Here is an 18,728-nt window from a genome sequence, read left to right as displayed (position 1 = left end):
GTGAACTTCCAGGAGAAGCCCGAGGACCCCGCGAGCACGCTCGTCTCCATCGCGTGTTACGTCTACCCCCAGGAGACGCTCCCGCTGTTCGACGAGTACCTCTCGAACGACAACAACCCCGACGAACCCGGCTGGTTCGTCCAGTGGCTCCAGGAGCGCGAGGACGTGTACGCCTTCACGTTCGACACCGCTTGGTACGACATCGGGACGGCCGCGTCGTACCTCGACGCCGTCGAGGGCTACCTCGAGGGCGGCAACTACGTCAACGACGAGGCCGTCGTCGAGAACTCCGAACTCGGCGAGAACGTCCACGTGATGGCCGGTGCCCACATCGAGAACTCGACGGTGGACCGGAGCGTCGTGTTCCCCAACGCGACCATCGTCGACGCCGACCTCTCGGACAGCATCGTCGACGAGGAGGCGCGGGTCGAACACCTCGACCTGACCGAGTCGCTCGTCGGCGCGTACTCGAAGCTGAAGCCCGAGTAACGGCTCCGAACGGCGGACGCGCTCCCGCCGTTCCCCGTCGCCGTCCTCGTCCTCCGGCCGCCCGGCCGTCCGTCCTGCCCGGTGTGATACTGGTTCACACAAAGAGCGTGTTGAGTCTTGAACAGGTTTTGATGGGCGCTCCCCGAACGGTGAGGTACGCATGTACGAGCACGACAGTCTCGCATCCCCGGTGGTGTCACACTCACTGGGTCGCGGCATCGCCCTCCTGCGGTGGGGTGGGTTCTGGAGCGCCATCTGCCTCCCCCTGCTCCACGTCCCACTCCTGCTGGTCTCGGGCCTCTCCCCGTCGACGACGCCGGTCCTCCTCGCGCTGTGGGCTGCGAACCTCGCTGCCCTCGTCCTCGGACGGCAGCACTCGCCGCGGACCACCGACAGTGGAGGTGACCACCGGTGAGCGCGGAGTCGACGACGGCGCGGAAGCGCGACCGACTCGAACGCTACCTCCGCCAGCGCGCCACCGACGGGGAGTTCTACTTCAAGAGCAAGTACATCACCGACGAGGTCGGCCTCTCGACGAAGGAAATCGGCGCGCTCCTCCCCGACCTCCGCGGGTCGGCGACGGCGTTCGAACTCGAGGAGTGGGGGTACGCGAACGCCACGACGTGGCGGGTCGTCCCGACGAGCGACTGACGACCGACCCCGCCGCCCGCCGCCGTCGACCCGCCGACGGCGCGATGGCTATTTGTCACACCGGACAGACGAACGGGTATGGACGGTACCGACGTCGCCACCACGGGCGACCACGGTTCGAGCGACGGGCACCACGAGCATCGTAGTCGCTGGCCCATCGTCGCCGCTGTCGGGGCCGCCGCGCTGTACGCCGGGGTCGGCCTGCTACTCGCCGGCGAGTCGCTCCTCCCCCGACTCCCGCTGGGTGCAGTCGCCGCCGTCGGCGGCCTCCTCCTCGTCGTCGGCCTGGTCGGCTGGACGTACGAGGCGTTCGTGGCGGACTACTGGACCGAACAGACCGACAGATCGCGGCTCTACGTCGGCGGGATGGTCCTCTTTCTCGTCTCCGACGTGGCGACGTTCGCGGCGGGCTTCGTCTACTACGCGTTCATCCGCGTGGGGCCGTGGCCGCCGAGCGAACTCCCGCCGCTCCTCGGGTCGCTCGTCCTCGTGAACACCCTCATCCTCGTGGTGAGCAGCGGAACCATCCACCGCAGCCACGGTGCGCTCGAGGAGGGGAACCGCAAGCGGTTCATCCGGTGGCTCGCCGTGACTGTCGCGCTCGGCGTGGTGTTCGTCGGCGGGCAGGCGTTAGAGTACTACGAGTTCGTCACCCACGAGTCGTTCACGCTCTCGGGCGGCGTCTTCGCGTCGGCCTTCTACGGACTCACGGGGTTGCACGGCCTCCACGTCACACTCGGGGTCGTCCTGCTCGCGTCCATCCTGGTGCGCGCACTCCGCGGACAGTACACCGAAGGGAGGGACGCCGGGGTCCGAACCGTCGCCCTCTACTGGCACTTCGTCGACGTCGTCTGGCTCTTCCTCGTCGTCGTGCTCTACGTCGGTGCGGTCGTCGGGTGACGGCGACGGCTGACGGCTGACGACTGTTCCCCGGCCGCCGTGTGCCCGTCGGTTCACTCTCCCGTGTCGTCGTGTCTGTCGTTCGCCCGCCACCGCCTCCCCGTCGCTCCGGGGCCTCAGTGACTCGTGACTCGCGAACCCGGGCCGTCACCTCCTGCGGTCCGCCTGCCGCTCGAGTGTGACGAGTCTGCGGTACGCCGGCGGGATGAGCAGGGTCACGGCCCCGAGGCCGATGGCGAACACCCCGAGCGGGAAGCCGAGCGGAGGTGCGCGGAAACAGGTGTTCTCGGCGACGATGGTCGAGTAGTACCGCTCGCCCTGGTAGGTGACGACGGCACCGGACTCGAACGCCTGTCGGTTGGCGAACGAGCCGTAGACGTGTGCCTCGCGCCGCGGGGCGTCCAGCGCTTCGACGAACGCCTCCTGTTCGGCGTCGGTCAGTTCCTCGAACGTGAGCCGCGGCAGGCTCGGACCGTCCGCTCCGACGAGTTCGGCCGTGCGCTCGGGCCTCTCGACTGCGATGGTCGGCGAGTCGCAGTCGCGGAGTTCGTCCTGGATGAGCGCGTACCCCCCCGGGACAGCCCCGCCGATGCCGATAGAGATGAGGATGACTCCGACGAACGGCACGACGTACGTGAACAGGAGCGACGTCTCCTCGTCGGCGTCCGCCACCGTCACTCACCCCCCCAGAAACGCTCCGTGCGCTTCGCCTGGAGGAAGCGGAACGTCACGGCCAACCCGATGCCGTACGCCCAGTGGGCGACGAGGACGAACGCGACGTAGCCGACGAGCGCAAGCCCCGTCTGCCCCGAGTAGAAGGCAACGAGGAAGCCCGAGGAGATGATGGTCGCGAATACCAGCCCGGTCTCGAACAGCAGCCGCCCGGGCAGGTAGTCGGAGAACGCGAGGAACAGAAGCGGCCACGTGACCGTCCCGCCGGCGAGGAAGAGCACGGCACCGACCGCAGGCGACGGGGGTAGCCCGACCAGTTCCGCGAGTTCCGTGAGCGAGACGAGGTCGAAGACGCCGACGAGCGCCGCGGTGCCGAGCCCCCCGGCCATCAGCACGGTGCCGACGAACCCGCCGATGGCCGCGAACGAGGCGTTCGACGCGACCACTCGCCACGTCGTCCCCACGGCGCCGCCGGTCACCGAACTGGCTGCCTCCGCTTCGGGGGCGTACGAGTCCCGGGTCGTCTCGGGCTCGTGCGGCGTCATGTCGTACTTCTCGACCATCCGCCGCTCGAACCACTGCCACTCGTTGGTGAACTGCTTCGTCCGCTTGAGGTTCCAGGGGTCCGTCGTCGCTACCCGGTCGCCGGTCCAGTACGACGCGAGCATGTTGTAGAGCCACAGCAGGGCGCTGATGCCGACGACGTACGAGCCGACGGTGGCAATCTGCTGGGCGAGCTGGTACTCCGCCGGGTAGATGGCCTGGCGGCGGGGGAGCCCGAGGCCGCCGATGACGAGGAGCGTCATGAACGTGACCGTGCCGCCGAAGACGATGAGGACTGCCTGGAACCGCGCCAGTCGACGGTCGTACCACCGCCCGGTGATGAGTGGGTACCAGTAGTAGCTCGCGGCGATCATCATGAACGGGATGATGCCGACGACGATGAGGTGGAAGTGACCGACGACGTAGTAGGTGCCGTGGTAGAGGATGTCGATGGGAATGACGGCGAGGAAGACGCCGGTGACGCCACCGATGATGAAGGTCCCGATGCCGCCGGCACAGAGGATGAGCGGCGCGGTCATCCGGATGTCGCCGTCCCACATCGTCGTGAGCCAGTTGAACACCTTGATGGCACTGGGAACGGCGATGGCGATGGAGACGGCCATGAACGACGCCTTGATTCGCGGGTCGACGCCGGTGGTGAACATGTGGTGCGCCCAGACGCCGAACGAGAGGACGCTCAGCCCGAGCGTCGAGTAGACGACGGCGCGGAAGCCGAACAGCTTCCGCCCGACGAACTTGGGGAGGATGAGACTCATCAGCCCCGTCGCCGGCAGGAAGAGGATGTACACCTCGGGGTGCCCCCAGAACCAGAAGAGGTGTTGCCAGAGGATGGCACCGCCGCCGTCGGCGGTGAAGAACGTCGTCCCGAAGTTCCGGTCGAGCAGCAGCATGATGATGGCGCTCCCGAGCAGCGGGAACGCGAACAGGGCGATGCCGCTCGTCACGAGCATGTTCCACGAGAAGATGTCGAGTTCGGCCCAGGTGACGCCCTCGCCTCGCTCGTAGAAGACGGTCGCGATGAAGTTGATGGCGCCGACGGTGGTGGCGATACCGCTCAGGTGGAGCCCCAGGAGCAACAGGTCGAGCTGGGGGTTCGGAGACTGAATCGAGAGGGGGGCGTACAGCGTCCACCCGACGCCCACCTCCCGGACGGTGAGGAGAAAGCGGATGGCGTCGGCCTGGACGAACGTGCTCAGTACCTGCCCACCGACCTGGATGAACAGGCCCGCGCGGGCGAGCAGCAACGCCGGCGGGAGGAGCCAGAAGCCGATGGCGTTGACCCGCGGGAAGGCCATGTCGTCGGCGCCGAGCAGCAGGGGAAGGAAGTAGTTTCCGATGCCGAAGAAGACGGGCGCGACGAAGAAGATGAGCATCGTCAGCCCGTGCGTCGTGAAGAGCGCGTTGTACGTCTCCGGCGTCCAGATGTCCGCCGCGGGCGTCAGAAGCTCCGTCCGCATCATCATGGCGTCGACCCCGCCCCACAGTCCCGCGACGGTGCCGAACACGATGTACAGCAGTCCGATGTCCTTGTGGTCCGTCGTGGTGAGCCACCGGACCGCCTCGTCCCGGAGGCGACCGATCTCCGTGACGACGGCGTCGCGCTGGACGGTCCCCCCGTCGCTCACGAGGCCGCGGCCGCGCGTCCGCCACCAGACGAGGAGCACGCCGCAGAAGAGCACGGAGAGCGCCGCTACTTCGACGACGGCCCGATTCATGCTTTCACGGGAGTCGGAGGGCTGATTGACGTCGGGCAGTCTACCTGCATTGACACGACGTGACAATCGAAAGTTGATAAAACCATGCGTCGGCGCCGGGGTCACCGTGTGGAGACGTTCACGTCGTCCCGGATGTTCTCACGCCAACCTATAACACAGGCCGGGCCGAAGCGGACGTCAATGGGTCGCGTTCGCGTCACGCGGGTCGCACAGTTCGTCGTCGTCGCGCTCGGCGTCGCCCTCCTCGTCGGGGCAGTCGCCCATCCGGCCGCCGCGCAGTCGGTCAACCGGAACGCCATCGACGACCTCAACGAGCAACTGCTCTACGTCGCGCTCCCGCTCGTCCTGTTCGTCGAGGTGACGCTGGTCTACGCGCTCTACCGCTTCCGGAACAACGACGACCCGAAGCCGACGACGAAGGACTCCGCGCTCGAGATCACCTGGACCGCCGCCACCGGCGTCATCCTGGTGTTCGTGGGCATCTCCGCGTTCTTCGTGCTCGCGAACCCCTACATCTCGCCGGCCGCCGCGGCCGGCCAGTCGACTGCCGACGTCGGTGCGGACGACCCGGTCGAGGTCGAAGTCGTCGCGTACCAGTGGGGCTGGGAGTTCCGCTACCAGGGGGAGAACGTCACCTCGCAGAAGCAGTTGGTGCTCCCGGCCGACCGCGACGTCGTCTTCTCGCTCCGGACGCGGGACGTCATCCACTCCTTCTACGTCCCCGAACTCGGGTTGAAACAGGACATCTTCCCCGGTCAGACGACCGAGGCGCGGACGCGTGCCACGCAGACCGGCGAGTACAGGCTGTACTGTGCGGAACTCTGCGGCGTCGGCCACACGCGGATGCACGGCACCGTCGTGGTGATGCCGCAGGACGAGTACCAGTCGTGGCTCGACGACCAGCGCGCGGACGAGTGAGCCTGCACTGACCCGAGGAGTTCGTCTCCCGGGGTGTCGCTCCCGTCGCAGGCGGGGGTGTGTCGCCGCTGCTCAGTCACGGTCGCGTCCGGCGGGAAGCAGGTGCAGTCGCCGGGGGAGTGCGGCCACGGCCTGCTCAGCCGGCTCGACTACCGTCCGCTCACGCGTGGTCTCGTCCCTCGCGTGTCGGCCGCGGACGGTACCGCGGCCGTCGCACCACCGCGCCGTCTCGGCGGGTCCAGTCACTCGCCTCACCCGCTCCGGTCCGACCCGGCGGAGAGGACCGCCCGCAGCGTGACCCGCTCGCCCGTCACCCCAGCCGCGCGTCGGTCACGCGAATCCGCCCGCGCGTCCCGTCCCACACCGTCTCGTACTCCAGTTCGAGCGGCCGGGACATGTGTGGGCCGTCGGTGACGAGCGTCTCGAACTCGCCGCCCTCGCCCAGGATGTGCACGCCGTACTCGTCGTCGAGGGCGCGGAGTTCGTCGAGCGCGTCCGCGTCGAGTGTGCGGCCCAGCCACGACTCGTCGAGGCCGTGTGCGGCGACCTGTACGATGGTGATTTCGAAGCCCGCGTCGAGCATCTCCGCCGCCAGTTCGTCGGGGTCGCGCTGCCAGAGCGGCGCGAACAGGTCGACACCGAGTCGCTCACACATCGACCGGATGCGCGAGGTCTGGAACTCGCTCTCGATGGCGCCGGCGGTGACGCCGGCGAGGTCGAGTTCGTCCTGGAGGCCGCGGAGGGCCGCCTCGAGCGGTTCGACCTCCCGGTCGCCCTGCGTCGCCGAGTCCGTCGCCGTTGTCGCCGCCAGGTCGCCGGGGTCGACCTCTACCAGGTCGATGCCGATGCTCTCAGCGGCGAGACTCGCCAGTCGAGTCTCGGGCACGTGGTACATGTACGACTCCGAGTCCTCGCCCGGGTGGACGGTCAGGAGGCGCGTGACGTTCAACCCCTCCTCGAGCGCCCGGTACAGCGCCCACGAGGAGTCCTTGCCGCCGGAGAAGAGACTGACCCAGTCGTCCGTCATCGAGCGTGGTTGGCGCGAGAGGGGTAAACGCTCGTCGGTTCGGGTTCTACTCGTCGGTCCGCTCCTCCTCGCCGCCGTCGGCCCGCGGTTCGACCGCGTGCAGTCCGGCGTACACGGACGCCCACGCGTTCGCGCGACAGCGGCGGGGAACGGCCCGGGCCTTGAGCGCCGAGAGGAGGCTGGTGAGGCGAGACATCTTTAGGCTTCCCTAAAACATCGGCGCACTAAACCGTGTCGGTCGGTACCACGGGGTTCGACACCGCGGGCGACGCCGAGGACGGGGGCGGGAGACGGAACAGGGGAACGCCGGTGGACCGTCGAGCGGCGCTACATGTAGCCCAAGTCGCGGAGGCGCTCCATGAGGTTCTCCTTGTCCTGTGCGCGGCCGGCACGCTCGGTGGTGTTCTCGAGGTCCTGGACCCAGGCGGGACGGTCGTCGGACTTCTCCGAGCCGGTCTCGGTCCCGAGCGACCGGAACCCCTCGAAGTACTTCTCGGGGACCGGGATGTCCTCGACGCCGACGCCCTCGGGGAGGTCGGCGCGTGACTGGGGGACGTGGCCGGCGGGGTAGCCCTCGACGGAGTCGGGGACGACGAAGTGCCAGAACGCCTCCCAGAGGTCCGCCTCCGTGAACTGGAGGATGGGGTTGACGCGGTCGTGCGGCGGGTACTTTTCGGCGTCGTGCCGCGGCGAGAAGAACGTCTCGTCGGCGCGGGAGGCCTGTTCGTCCCACCGCACGCCCGAGAAGACGCCGTCGAAGCCGTACTCGACGATGGCGTTGTTGAGCGCGATGGTCTTCAGGAGGTGGTTCCCCTCGAAGCTGTCGGGGTCGACGACCATCGTGTCGCCCTCGAACTCGATGCGGTCGAGTTCGCGGCGGTTCTGTTCGTTCAGTTCCTCTACTCGAATCTCGTCACCGAACGCCAACCCGTGGTCGAAGAAGTCCTCGTTGCGCGCGACCACGAGGTCGAGGTCCCACTCGTCGACCCAGTGGTCGACGAAGGTCCGGACGTCGTCGAGCCCCTCGAAGTGTTCGATGTACACGACCGGCGGCACCGGCACGCCGAGGTCGGCGGCCACCTCGCGGACGACGTAGAGGACGAGCGTCGAGTCCTTGCCGCCGGTCCACATAACCGCCGGCGTCTCGTACTGTTCGAGCGCCGTCCGGGTGACGTCGGCGGCGCGTTCGAGTTTCTCTGCGAGGGTCGGGTAGTCGTCGGCCGTCTGGCCGGCACCGAGCACGTAGTCCACGGCGACGTGGTCCAGGGAGGTCATCAGCACTGGGAGGTACCCGGAGGGGATAGCTATGGCTGGACTATCGCGCGTCGGTGGGCGGTAGGTGCGGCCTACGGCCGGACCGGTTCGAGCGCTATCGACCGGTAGGCGACCCGTACCGCTCTGGACCCGACGGGTGTCTGAGGAGTCGCGAGAAGGACGCGTCGGTCGGGTGTCCCGGTGACGCAGTCGCGCGTCTACGTGTGACCCGTCGTCACATGTAACCCAGGTCGCGGAGGCGCTCCATGAGGTCCTCCTTGTCCTGGGCGCGGCCGGCGCGTTCGGTCGTGTTCTCCATGTCCTGTAGCCACGCGGGCTCCTCGGCGGACTTGTCCGTCGACACCTCGCTGCCGAGCGAGCGGAAGCCGGCGAAGTACTTCGGCGAGACGGGGATGTCGGCCATCTCGAGTCCCTCGGGCAGGTCCTCGTCGTTCTGCGGGACGTGGCCGGCGGGGTAGCCCTCCACCGTCTCGGGGACGACGAAGTTCCAGAACGCGTCCCAGACGTCGGGTTCGGCGAACTGGAGGATGGGTTGGATGCGGTCGTGGGGCGGGTAGATGTCGGGGTCGTGCCGGGGCGAGAAGAACGTCTCGTCGGCGCGAGCCTCCTGTTCGTCCCACCGCACGCCCGAGATGACGCCGTCGACGTCGTACTCCTCGAGGGCGTCGTTCAGCGCCACCGTCTTCAGCAGGTGGTTGCCGACGTAGGTGTCGAGCAGGAACGGGAACGTGTCCTCCTCGTACTCCAGCAGGTTGCGGATGTGGTGCTGGTTGTGCTCCGACAGGTCTTCGACCGGGATGTCGTCGCCGGGCGTGAGACCGTGCTCGTCGACGTAGTCGCCGACGTCGGTGTTGCGCGCCCAGATGACGTCGAGGTCCCACTCGTCGGCCCAGTGCTTGGTGAACTCGATGAGTTCGTCGAAGTGCTGGTAGTGGTCGATGAAGACGACGGGGGGGACCTCGAGGTCGTGCCGTTCGGCGACTTCCTTGACGAAGTACAGCGTCAGCGTCGAGTCCTTGCCACCGGTCCACATCACGACGGGGTTCTCGTACTGCTCGAGTCCCTCTCTGGTGACCTCGATGGCCTTCTCGATCTTGTGCTCGATGCTCGGGTAGTCCTGCGGAGACTCACCTTCGCCGTCGCTGTAGTCGACGTCGAGGTAGTCGGGGAACGCGGACATCGTATAATGAGATGTAATTACGAGCTTCAAAGGCTTTGTGACTGCGCGCTGTCGTGTGTCTCGGTAACACGACTGAAGACGTCGAGCAGCGGTCGTCAGACCTTGAGCGCGAGCAGTCCGCTTCTCGACTCCGCGAGATACGCACGCTCCGCGTCGGCGACCGGTTCTGTCAGTCGGAACCGTCCGGTGAACGTCCACCGTTCCTCGCCGGTGGCCGTGTCGAGACAGACGAGATGTCGACCCGGTCGTCCGAGTCCCTCGACCCGTGCAGCAGCAGGCTATCACCGACCGCCGCGACCGGTGAGAGGAGCGCCAGTGTCGAGTCGTGTCGCCACGCGACGGTCCCGTCGTCGACTGCGACGGCGGCCGCATCGGGGCCCCCACGCACAACGTCCCGTCGACGAGCGGTGCGTCCGCCAGCGCGGTCCGCCAGCTGTCGACCCACCGGTCGTCGTCGTAGCCGGGGAGCAGTCGGGCGACTGGGCTGTCGACGGTCCACGTCAGTGCGCCAGTCGACGGGTCGAGGCGAGCGAGTCGCTCTCCGCCAACGAACAGCCGACCGTCGTGCGCCCGGGTCGTGAACGCGCGCCAGTCGTCGGCGAACGCCCACCGTTCCTCGCCCGTCGACACGTCGATACCGTGGACTCGCGGCCGTCGCGGCTCCGGTTCCGCCACGAACGCTAGCGTGTCGCCCGCCCGCACCAGTGTTCCCGACTGGTAGGTATCGACGTCCCGTGCCCACACGCGGGACCCGCCCGTCTCGACGGCCACCACACGCTCGGTACCGGCAACATACACCGTCCCGTCGGCGACGTGCGCGTCCTGTCCGCCCGGAACGTCGGCCTCCCATCGGATGCTGCCGTCGGCCGACGCGAGTGCGTAGAGAGTCTCGGTAGCGGCCTCGGAGGCGCCTGAATCGGCCACGGGTGCGGTCACGACGAAGAGAGTGTCCGCCTCGCTTGCGAGTACCTGGAGTCGGTGGCCCCCCGGTTCGAACGTCCAGCGACGTTCGCCCGTTGCGGGGTCGAGTCCGCGGACTGTGTAACGCTCGCCGTACCTGCCGGTGACAGTGACGAGCGTCCGGCTAACGAGGCGCGGCGGTGCCTGTAGCGGCCAGTCGGTCTCCGTCGACCACTGGACGTCGCCGCCGGTCGGTGACAGGGCGGAGACACCTCTGGTGGTCTCTGCGACCACCCGTCCGTCAGCTAACGTCGGCTGGTTGTCAGCGGTGTACGCGGCGTCGGTCTCCCACTGGATGCGTTCGGTGCCGACTCGCTCGGGCGGGTCTTCGGTGTCGTTCAGTTCGCCGTCGGCCGGCGGCGGGTCGCTGGTGGCTGGGGCCGGGTCGCTGGTGACTGGGACCGAGTCGCCGGTGGTCGAGGTCGGGTCGCCGTCGGGTTGTGGTTCACCGACACTCACACAGCCCGCAGCCGCGACGAGGCCGGCCGTGCAAGTCTGGAGGAGTCGGCGTCTGGAGGGTATCGCGTCCGCCGCTATGGACATCGTCGGTTACGTATCTGGCGGAAAAACCCGTCTCAGCGACGATTCGCTGGTGTAGTCGCCTCGGGGGTGGTCACCGCGTCCCGTCGGAACCTGTCGTCGGGGCTTAGCTGATGAACTTGTTGTCGCGCCAGTTCACGGTGTTGCCGCCACCGTTGTTCTGCTGGGGGTTCTCGACCACTTCGACGGAGGCGGCGCGCTCTTCGCCCTCGACGATGCGGGTGGCGTGCAGGTCGCCGTCCTCCTCGGTGACGGCCGTGAGCGTACCCTTCTCGGCGAGGCGAGCGAGGTCACGCAGGACGAGGAACATGGGATACTGCAGGGCCGTGTTCTGGAGGACGGTCTCGCGGTCGCCCTTGAAACAGGCGAACTCGACGAGTTCCGAAGGAATCTCCTCCTCCTCTTCGCCCCAGCGGGGCGCGCCGGCGCGCGGCGGTTCCTCCTCGTAGACGCGGTTCTCGGTGACGCTCGCCTTCAACTGTGCGGTCGGGGTGTACTTGCTGAGCGACTCGTCTTTGGCGACGGCCTTGATGATGAGCGTGTTGTTCCGTCGGGTGATGTCGATGTCCTCGATTTCGGGGGGGAGTTCCGGGTCGTTCTCGAAGTAGTCAGTGACTGTTTCGAGCGGCAGTTCCAGTGTCGAGTGAAGTCGGAATACGCGGCCTGACATTGTTTGACGGTGAGGGGGGGTGACAGCGGCCGAGGCGCACTGCAGTCGTACTCGTGTTCTTCTAAGGTGCGTGGGTTTATATGGACTGTCCTTTGCGTGTGGGTGTCAACCGCGGGTGCCGACGGCCGACGACGGGAGACGTCGCCAGCCGGGTCACACCCGGGCCGATCCCCTCAGGAGGTGAGCGTCGCCTCGAGTTCGCCGCGCTCGTCGAGTTCGGCGAGGATGTCCGACCCACCGACGAACTCGCCGTCGACGTACGTCTGTGGGGTGGTCTCCCATCCCGAGTGCGACTCGAGCGCTGCGCGGAACTCCGGCAGCGCCGGGAGTACGTCGACCGTCTCGAACTCGTCGACGTACTTCCCGACGAGTTCGACCGCGCGCTTCGAGTAGCCACACTGCGGCATGAGCCGGTTCCCCTTCATGAACACGACGACGTCGTTGTTCTCGATGGCCTCGTCGACGCGCGTCTGGACCTCCTCCGCGGAGAGGTCAGACTCGGGATTGAACGTCATACTGAACGGTAAAGCGAGCCGCGTTGATAGACGTTGCGACCGGTCCGTCGAGTCGGCGTGGTACCTCGACTTCGGCGGCGTCCACGTCCGTCCCGGGGGCCGTCTCAGCCGTCTTCGCCGACGCGGACGACGTTGATGAGCGCGTAGACGGGGACGTCGGCGATCTGGTCGACGCCCTGCTTGTCCACGAGGACGACACAGCCCACCGGGTTGCCACCCTCCTCGCGGATGGCGTCGATGGTCTCTCGCATCGTCGTCCCGGAGGTGATGGTGTCGTCGACGACGTAGCAGTCACGACCCCGGATGGTGGCGAAGTTGCGCGAGAACGACCCGCCGAGTTCGTCGATGTCACCCTCCTCCCACTGGTGTTTCGCGGGGGCGTACGAACCGAGGTCGGTGTCGAGCTCGCGCGAGACGACCGTCGCGAGGGGGACGCCGGCCTTCTCGATGCCGATGGTCAGGTCGACCTCTTCGCCCTCCTTCGAGAGCAGGTCCGCCATCGCCTGGCCCGCGTAGGTGAGTCGGGCGCTGTCGCGGCCGAACGCGCTCCAGTCGACGTGGATGTCGTGCGGCCCACTGCTGTCACGGGGTTCCGACGCCGAACTCGTGTCGCTCTTCGCCCCGCTCTTCTCGACGAGCCACGACGCCGTCTCCCGGGAGACGTTGAGTTCGTCGGCGATTTCGCCCTTCGAGAGGCCGCGCTTCGCCAACTCCTCGGCGCTCTCGATGAGGTCGTTAACGTTCTTCATACGCGCTGAATTCGACGGCCGTTTTTATAACGGTGTTGTCGTCCACGAACGCTTTCCGGAAGTCCTCGACGCCGTAGATTCCCGTGACGAGGTCGTCGAGGAGCCACTCCGGCAGCGCGTCGAGACTGTCCGTCGCGGCCTCGAAGTGTCGCGCGTTGGAGTTGACGCTGCCCACCATCGCCTTGTTGTGTAAGACGAGTTCGCCGTGCATCGCGCCGACGTCGAACTCGTGCTCCTGTGGGCCGGGGACGCCCAGGAGCGCGACGACGCCGTTCGGTGCGAGCGCGTGAACCGACTGGACCGCGTGGGGCGCGTAGCCCGTCGCCTCGAAGACGAAGTCCATCGGCTCGAACGCCTCGCCCACCTCGTCGACCGGCGTCTGCCGGGAGTCGACGTAGGTGGCTCCCAGTTCGTCCATGATGTCGATGGTCGGGTCCGGCCGGTCGCGGCGGCCGAGACAGTAGACCCGGTCGTAGACCTGGTCGAGCATCCCCAGCGTGAGCAGTCCCAGCGACCCGTTCCCGAGGACGAGTGCCGACTCGGGCGTCCACTCGAACGACGAGCGGGAGGCGTACGCCAGTTCCAGCGCCTTCTCGGTGATGGAGATGGGTTCGATGAGGAAGCCGAGCGGCGCCTGGTGCTCGGGGATGGGGACGAGGTGTTCCGCTGGCGAGGTGAAGTACTCGGCCATGTAGCCGTGCGCGCCGACGATACCGCGCTCGTGGTACTCGCCGTCGGGTGCCATGTCGGCTTCGCCCCGCTGGAAGTACTCGTTGGTCCCGTTCGGCGGGCGGCGAACGGTGGGCACGACCACGTCGCCCTCCTCGAACCCGGTGCCGTTCGGGTCCTCGACGACGCCGACGGCCTCGTGTCCGAGGACGAGGTGGTCCTCCCCCTCGGGGAACCCGCCGTGGCCGCCCGAGATGACCTCGTGGTCCGTCCCGTCCACGCCCACGCGGAGGGTTCGAACGAGGGCCTCACCCGCTCCGGGTTCCGGCCGTGGTTTCTCGATGACGACGGGTTCTGTCGTCTCCCGTCGGACTGCAATGGCTTTCATACCCCGCCGTTCGACCCGGAGCACCAAAACATTTATTCTATATCGAGTAAACACTATGTGTAGGTGAGTGGCCGGCCGCGTCGTCCAGCCCAGACGCGCAACACCAGTGGATTCCAGCCCAACCAGTCCAGCCATGCCAGTCGGCGCTCACCGTTTCGTGCTGTCTCGGGTGACCGTCCCGTCCGGACGGGTCACTCGGACGCACTGACTCGACTCCTGTCGACCTCACCAGCGTCTCCCGGACCGGCCGGTGTCGGCCAGCACCGACGACAGCGTCGTCGACGTTCGCAGAACCGTTACTCCACGTCCTCGGCCAGCGCCGCGGCCACGCCGACGTAGCCACTCGGCGTGAGCGCCGTGAGTTCCTCGCGGACGTCCTCGGAGACGTCGAGGTCGGCGAACAGGTCGTGGAGGTCCGCGAGCGTCACTCGCTGGCCGCGGGTGAGTTCCTTCACTCGTTCGTACGCGTCGGTGTCACCCTCGCGCCTGAGGATCGTCTGGACCGCCTCTCCCAGGATCTCCGGCGTCGACTCCAGTTCCTCGCGCATCACCTGCTCGTTCGGGACGACCTTCGAGAGGCCCGCTCCGGTCTTCCCGTACCCGATGAGGCTGTGGGCGAACGCCGCGCCGACGTTCCGCTTCACGGTCGAATCCGAGAGGTCCCGCTGGAGTCGCGAGGTGGTGACGTAGTCCGCGAGGAAGGTGAGGTCGGCGTTCGCCTTCGAGAGGTTCCCCTCGCTGTTCTCGAAGTCGATGGGGTTGACCTTGTGCGGCATGGTCGACGACCCCGTCTCCCCTTCGACGGTCTCCTGCCCGAGATACCGGTCGGAGACGTACAGCCACATGTCACGGTCGAGGTCGAGGAGGGCGTTGTTGGCCCCGCGAACCGCGTCGAACAGTTCCGCGAGGTCGTCACAGGGGTTGACCTGCGTCGACAGGGGCTGGTGGTCGAAGCCGAGTCCCGCGACGAACGACGCCGAGAAGGCGCGCCAGTCGACGTCGGGGTACGCGGCGACGTGTGCCGCGTACGTCCCGGACGCACCCGCGAGTTTCCCGGCGAGGCCGTCGGTCGCTCGTCGGATTCGACCCATCGCGCGGCCGAGCCGTGCGGCGTAGACGGCCATCTCCTTGCCGAAGCTCGTCGGCGTGGCCGGCTGGCCGTGGGTGCGGGCGAGCATCGGGAGATCGCGGTACTCGTGTGCCATCTCGACGAGCGCGTCTCGGACCTCCGAGAGTCCGGGGAGGAGCACTTCCTCGCTCGCGCCCTTCACCAGTAGACGCTGGGCGAGGTTGTTGACGTCCTCGCTCGTGAGGCCGAAGTGTATCCACGGGAAGAGCCGCTCGGCGTCGGCGAGGTGCTCGGAGAGGCGGACGCGAAGGAAGTACTCGACCGCCTTCACGTCGTGGTTGGTCGCCGCGTACTCGGCGGTGCCGTCGCGTTCGATTCGTTTCACGAGACGGGCGTCGTCGGCGTCGAACGCCTCGTACAGCGACCGGAGCGTCTCGCGCGTCGCGTCGTCGACGGTGACGCCTGTCGCGTCGAGGTCTGCGAGGGCGAGGAGGTACTCCACTTCCACTTCGACGCGTGCCCGCATGAGCGCGGACTCGCTCGCGTAGGGGACGAGCGGCGCCGTCCGCGAGGCGTATCGGCCGTCCAGCGGCGACACCGCCGCCAGCGGGTCGCTCCGGGGGAGATCCGGTGACTCGGTCATGCCGGACACTGCCCCGGGCGCCAGCAAAAGGGTGTCGATGGCGGGGAGCACTTTCGTGCATACTCACCGGGTTCAGTCGGGTGACTGCCGCGTCTGATACACAGTTCCGTGCACACATCGCGCGGGGGGACCGCAACTGTTTTTCCGTCTCCACGAGGCGACACAGGTATGCTCAAAATCGCTGGGCTGGCAAGCAACCGTGGCCGGAACCTCCTGCATATCGCGGACCGGGCACCCGGCGGCGCCGAACTCTCGGTCGTGCTGACGAACCACGAGGGAGCACCGGTCCTCGAGGGCGCCTCCGAGCGGGGGATCCCGACGGAAGTCGTCGAGCGCGGCGACGACGCCCGGGAGGAACACGAAGCGCGGATCCTCTCGCGACTGTCGGGGTACGACTTCGACGTCGTCTGTCTCGACGGGTACATGCGCGTCCTCACGAGCGCGTTTCTCGACGAGGCGCCGACGACGCTGAACGTCCACCCCTCGCTCCTGCCGTCGTTCCCCGGGACGGACGCCCACGAGCAGGTGCTCGACGCGGGAGTCAGGATGACCGGCTGTACGGTCCACGCCGTCACCGAAGACGTCGACGGCGGCCCCATCGTCACGCAGGAGGCGGTGCCCGTCTACGAGGACGACGACGCGTCGAGCCTGCAGTCGCGGGTCCTCCGCGAGGCGGAGTTCACCGCCTACCCGCGAGCGGTGCGGTGGTTCGCCGAGGGGCGCGTCGAGGTGACCGACGACGGTGTCCACGTCGACGGCGACGATGGCGGCGACTTCCCCGACCGCCGTCTCGTCTCCGACGACCGCGTGTCGGGGCTCAGATACGGCGAGAACCCTCACCAGGCGGCCGCCGTGTACGCCGACGACTCCTGTTCGGAGGCGAACGTCGTCCACGCCACCCAGCTGAACGAGGGGGCGAAGGCGCTGTCGTACAACAACTACAACGACGCCGACGCCGCGCTCTCGCTCGTCAAGGAGTTCGACGAACCCGCGGCGGCGGTCATCAAGCACACCAACCCCGCGGGCTGTGCCACCGCCGACACGCTCTCGGCGGCGTACGACCGGGCGCTGTCGACGGACCCGATGAGCGCCTTCGGAGGTGTCGTCGCCCTGAACCGCGAGTGCGACGCGGCCACCGCCGAAGGCATCACGGAGTCGTTCAAGGAAGTCGTCGTCGCGCCGGCGTACACCGACGCGGCGCTGGACGTCTTCACCGAGAAGCAGAACCTCCGCGTCCTCGACGTCGGTCCGCTCGGCGACGTGACGGACCACCTCACGGAGAAACGGCTCGTCGGCGGCCGACTCGTCCAGGAGCGCGACACCTGGGCGCCCTACCGCGAGGACCTGGAGGTCGTCACGGAGTGCGAACCCACCGACGAGGAGGTCGAGTCGATGCTGTTCGCGTGGCGCGTCCTGAAGCACGTCAAGTCCAACGGAATCGTCCTGGTGTCCGGGACGGAGACGGTCGGTGTCGGGATGGGGCAGGTCTCCCGCGTCGACGCGGTCAGACTCGCGGCGATGAAAGCAGACGAGCACGCCGAGGGTAAGTCCGCCGAGGGCGCGGTGATGGCGAGCGACGCGTTCTTCCCGTTCCCCGACGGGGTTGAGGAAGCCGCCGAAGCCGGTATCGAGGCCGTCGTCCAACCGGGTGGGAGCGTCAACGACGAGGACGTCGTCGACGCGGCCGACGACCACGGGATGGCGATGGTGTTCACCGGGAAGCGGTGTTTCAGACACGACTGAGCGCTAGCGACGGCGTGCCTGTCACTCGCGGCGGCTCTGCCGACGCGGTGTTTCCGCCACGACTAGTGGCGGACGCTCACCGACTCGCAGGCACCCCCTCACGGCGACCCGATGCCACGCGTGGTACTCCCATGCATTTTTAAGATATACGGTGCTTCGGAATCGAGTTTAACCCGGACTGGCGGCTGAATCAAGGCCCGTTCCCGTCGAATCCGGTTTTGGGGTTGAAGTACCAGGGCGGTAACGAGCAGGTATGTACGACTCCATCCTCGTGCCCGTCGACGAGACTGCGGAGACGACACGACTCACAGAACGTGCAATCGCGCTCGCCGACACGTGGGACGCCAGCCTCCAGTTGCTCGGTATCGTGGACGGACCGACCGCGCTGTCGGCCGAGGGGACCGGCCGGAGCGACCGGGTGAGCGGTGCGCGGGAACGGGCCAGACGCGCCGCGATGCGTGCCGCAGAGCGCGCGGAGCGGGCCGACGTCGACGCCTGCGGGGCCGTCCGGCGCGGCGTTCCGCACGCCGAAATCGTCGACGAGGCGCGTCGCGCCGGTGTCGACCTCGTCATCCTCGGTCCGAGCGGCCGCGAGACGACCGAGGGCGCCGTCTGTGCGGGCCGGGTGACCAGTCGCGTCGTCGACCGGGCGGACTGTGCGGTCCTCGTCGAGCGGTCCAGCGAAGAGCCGTCGTCGGAGTCTGCCCCGTCCGAACCGGCCGCCGACCGCACGGCGTCGGACCCGAGCGCGCCGTCGACGCGGGAGGGCCAGACGGAGAACCGACCGCTCCTGGCCGAGTGAGCGTGCGGACGTAACGGCCGACGGTCGCTTCGGCGTCTTCTGCTGGAGACCCCACGGACGTGACCCACGTCCCGGCCACTGGCGGCGACACCTCACATTATAACAGCCGCCGACGAGAGTCTCGGACGAGATGTACGACGACATCCTCGTTCCCACCGACGGGAGTGCTGGCACGGACGACACGCTGACCCACGCGCTTGACATCGCGGCACAGCGGGGTGCGCGTCTGCACGCGCTGTCGGTCATCGACCGCCGCGTCTACCTCTCTGCGGACCGCGACCAGCAGGAGGACATCCTCGAGACCCTGACCGAGAGCGCCGAAGACGCCGTCGCGGCCGTCGAGACGCGGGCCGCCGAAGCGGACGTCGAGACGACGACGGCCGTCCGAGACGGGGTCCCTCACACGGAGATTCTCCGGTACGCCGACGAGGCGGATGTCGACCTCATCGTCATCGGGACGCACGGGCGGACGGGACGGGACAAACTCGTCAACATGGGGAGCGTCACGGAGCGAGTCGTCGAGAACGCGACCCAGCCCGTGCTCGTCGTCCACATCGGCGACGACTGACGGCCGTGAGGGGCGGGCGAC

The 18,728-nt window shown here is 67.8% G+C and carries 19 protein-coding genes and 1 pseudogene; 8 read left to right on the top strand and 12 right to left on the bottom strand.

Going from position 1 to position 18,728, the window contains the following annotated elements; all coding sequences use genetic code 11:
* From ACESK5_RS06105 to ACESK5_RS06090, 4 genes are all read left to right on the top strand, one after another.
* The coding region (locus ACESK5_RS06105; protein ID WP_372910661.1) for a sugar phosphate nucleotidyltransferase at positions 1–489 on the top strand (489 nt) is incomplete at its 5' end.
* A 160-nt stretch (positions 490–649) separates the two neighbouring features.
* Positions 650–904 (top strand): hypothetical protein, encoded by a 255-nt coding sequence (locus ACESK5_RS06100; protein ID WP_372910660.1) that lies wholly within the window; start codon positions 650–652, stop codon positions 902–904.
* A complete protein-coding gene (locus tag ACESK5_RS06095) occupies positions 901–1,140 on the top strand; it encodes a hypothetical protein (RefSeq protein ID WP_372910659.1) in 240 nt (79 codons plus the stop codon). Before ACESK5_RS06100 ends, ACESK5_RS06095 begins: the two co-directional genes overlap by 4 nt.
* A gap of 78 nt (positions 1,141–1,218) precedes the next feature.
* Positions 1,219–2,040, top strand: coding sequence for a heme-copper oxidase subunit III (locus ACESK5_RS06090; RefSeq protein ID WP_372910658.1), 822 nt, complete (start codon positions 1,219–1,221; stop codon positions 2,038–2,040).
* 147 nt (positions 2,041–2,187) lie between these two features.
* Here ACESK5_RS06090 and ACESK5_RS06085 read toward each other — a convergent pair whose 3' ends face one another.
* Together ACESK5_RS06085 and ACESK5_RS06080 are read right to left on the bottom strand one after the other, a co-directional pair.
* Positions 2,188–2,712: a hypothetical protein gene (locus ACESK5_RS06085; RefSeq protein WP_372910657.1), complete on the bottom strand. Its 525-nt coding sequence runs from the start codon at positions 2,710–2,712 to the stop codon at positions 2,188–2,190.
* Between the two features lie 2 nt (positions 2,713–2,714).
* Entirely contained in the window at positions 2,715–4,991 is a 2,277-nt protein-coding gene (locus ACESK5_RS06080; protein WP_372910656.1) for a DUF6789 family protein, read from the bottom strand.
* A 180-nt stretch (positions 4,992–5,171) separates the two neighbouring features.
* On the opposite strand from ACESK5_RS06080, the gene coxB reads away from it, so the two are divergent.
* Positions 5,172–5,909 carry a cytochrome c oxidase subunit II gene (gene coxB, locus ACESK5_RS06075; protein WP_372910655.1) on the top strand — a complete coding sequence of 246 codons (738 nt, stop codon included), beginning with the start codon at positions 5,172–5,174 and terminating at the stop codon, positions 5,907–5,909.
* A 310-nt stretch (positions 5,910–6,219) separates the two neighbouring features.
* On the opposite strand, the gene ACESK5_RS06070 is transcribed toward coxB, so the two are convergent.
* From ACESK5_RS06070 to purB, 10 genes and pseudogenes are all read right to left on the bottom strand, one after another.
* Positions 6,220–6,936 (bottom strand): diphthine--ammonia ligase, encoded by a 717-nt coding sequence (locus ACESK5_RS06070; protein ID WP_372910654.1) that lies wholly within the window; start codon positions 6,934–6,936, stop codon positions 6,220–6,222.
* Between the two features lie 46 nt (positions 6,937–6,982).
* Positions 6,983–7,132 (bottom strand): hypothetical protein, encoded by a 150-nt coding sequence (locus ACESK5_RS06065; protein ID WP_372910653.1) that lies wholly within the window; start codon positions 7,130–7,132, stop codon positions 6,983–6,985.
* A 131-nt stretch (positions 7,133–7,263) separates the two neighbouring features.
* Positions 7,264–8,211, bottom strand: a complete 948-nt coding sequence (locus ACESK5_RS06060; protein ID WP_372910652.1) for a phosphoadenosine phosphosulfate reductase family protein — start codon at positions 8,209–8,211, stop codon at positions 7,264–7,266.
* A gap of 214 nt (positions 8,212–8,425) precedes the next feature.
* Positions 8,426–9,391 carry a phosphoadenosine phosphosulfate reductase family protein gene (locus ACESK5_RS06055; protein ID WP_372910662.1) on the bottom strand — a complete coding sequence of 322 codons (966 nt, stop codon included), beginning with the start codon at positions 9,389–9,391 and terminating at the stop codon, positions 8,426–8,428.
* Between the two features lie 492 nt (positions 9,392–9,883).
* A pseudogene (locus ACESK5_RS06050) lies at positions 9,884–10,894 on the bottom strand (PQQ-binding-like beta-propeller repeat protein); the annotation flags it as partial.
* A gap of 103 nt (positions 10,895–10,997) precedes the next feature.
* Positions 10,998–11,561, bottom strand: coding sequence for a hypothetical protein (locus ACESK5_RS06045; protein WP_103425119.1), 564 nt, complete (start codon positions 11,559–11,561; stop codon positions 10,998–11,000).
* A gap of 173 nt (positions 11,562–11,734) precedes the next feature.
* On the bottom strand, positions 11,735–12,076 hold the full coding sequence (locus ACESK5_RS06040) for a glutaredoxin family protein (RefSeq protein WP_372910651.1): 342 nt from the start codon (positions 12,074–12,076) through the stop codon (positions 11,735–11,737).
* Between the two features lie 104 nt (positions 12,077–12,180).
* Entirely contained in the window at positions 12,181–12,825 is a 645-nt protein-coding gene (gfcR, locus tag ACESK5_RS06035) for a transcriptional regulator GfcR (RefSeq protein WP_372910650.1), read from the bottom strand.
* The gene (locus ACESK5_RS06030) at positions 12,812–13,882 is read right to left on the bottom strand and encodes a glucose 1-dehydrogenase (protein WP_372910649.1); all 1,071 of its coding nucleotides are present in this window, start codon (positions 13,880–13,882) and stop codon (positions 12,812–12,814) included. The genes gfcR and ACESK5_RS06030 overlap by 14 nt, the downstream gene beginning before the upstream one ends.
* Before the next feature lie 296 nt (positions 13,883–14,178).
* Positions 14,179–15,594 carry an adenylosuccinate lyase gene (purB, locus tag ACESK5_RS06025; RefSeq protein ID WP_372910648.1) on the bottom strand — a complete coding sequence of 472 codons (1,416 nt, stop codon included), beginning with the start codon at positions 15,592–15,594 and terminating at the stop codon, positions 14,179–14,181.
* Between the two features lie 168 nt (positions 15,595–15,762).
* Here purB and purH point away from each other — a divergent pair, with 168 nt between their 5' ends.
* From purH to ACESK5_RS06010, 3 genes are all read left to right on the top strand, one after another.
* A complete protein-coding gene (gene purH / locus ACESK5_RS06020; RefSeq protein WP_372910647.1) occupies positions 15,763–17,337 on the top strand; it encodes a bifunctional phosphoribosylaminoimidazolecarboxamide formyltransferase/IMP cyclohydrolase in 1,575 nt (524 codons plus the stop codon).
* A gap of 253 nt (positions 17,338–17,590) precedes the next feature.
* Positions 17,591–18,139: a universal stress protein gene (locus ACESK5_RS06015; RefSeq protein WP_372910646.1), complete on the top strand. Its 549-nt coding sequence runs from the start codon at positions 17,591–17,593 to the stop codon at positions 18,137–18,139.
* A 130-nt stretch (positions 18,140–18,269) separates the two neighbouring features.
* Positions 18,270–18,707, top strand: coding sequence for a universal stress protein (locus ACESK5_RS06010; protein WP_372910645.1), 438 nt, complete (start codon positions 18,270–18,272; stop codon positions 18,705–18,707).
* Positions 18,708–18,728: the final 21 nt, after the last annotated feature.

The organism is Salinigranum sp. (assembly GCF_041641895.1).
Lineage (GTDB): Archaea > Halobacteriota > Halobacteria > Halobacteriales > Haloferacaceae > Salinigranum.
Note: the sequence above shows the minus strand (reverse complement) of the source record. Positions and strands in the feature narration are given on the sequence as shown.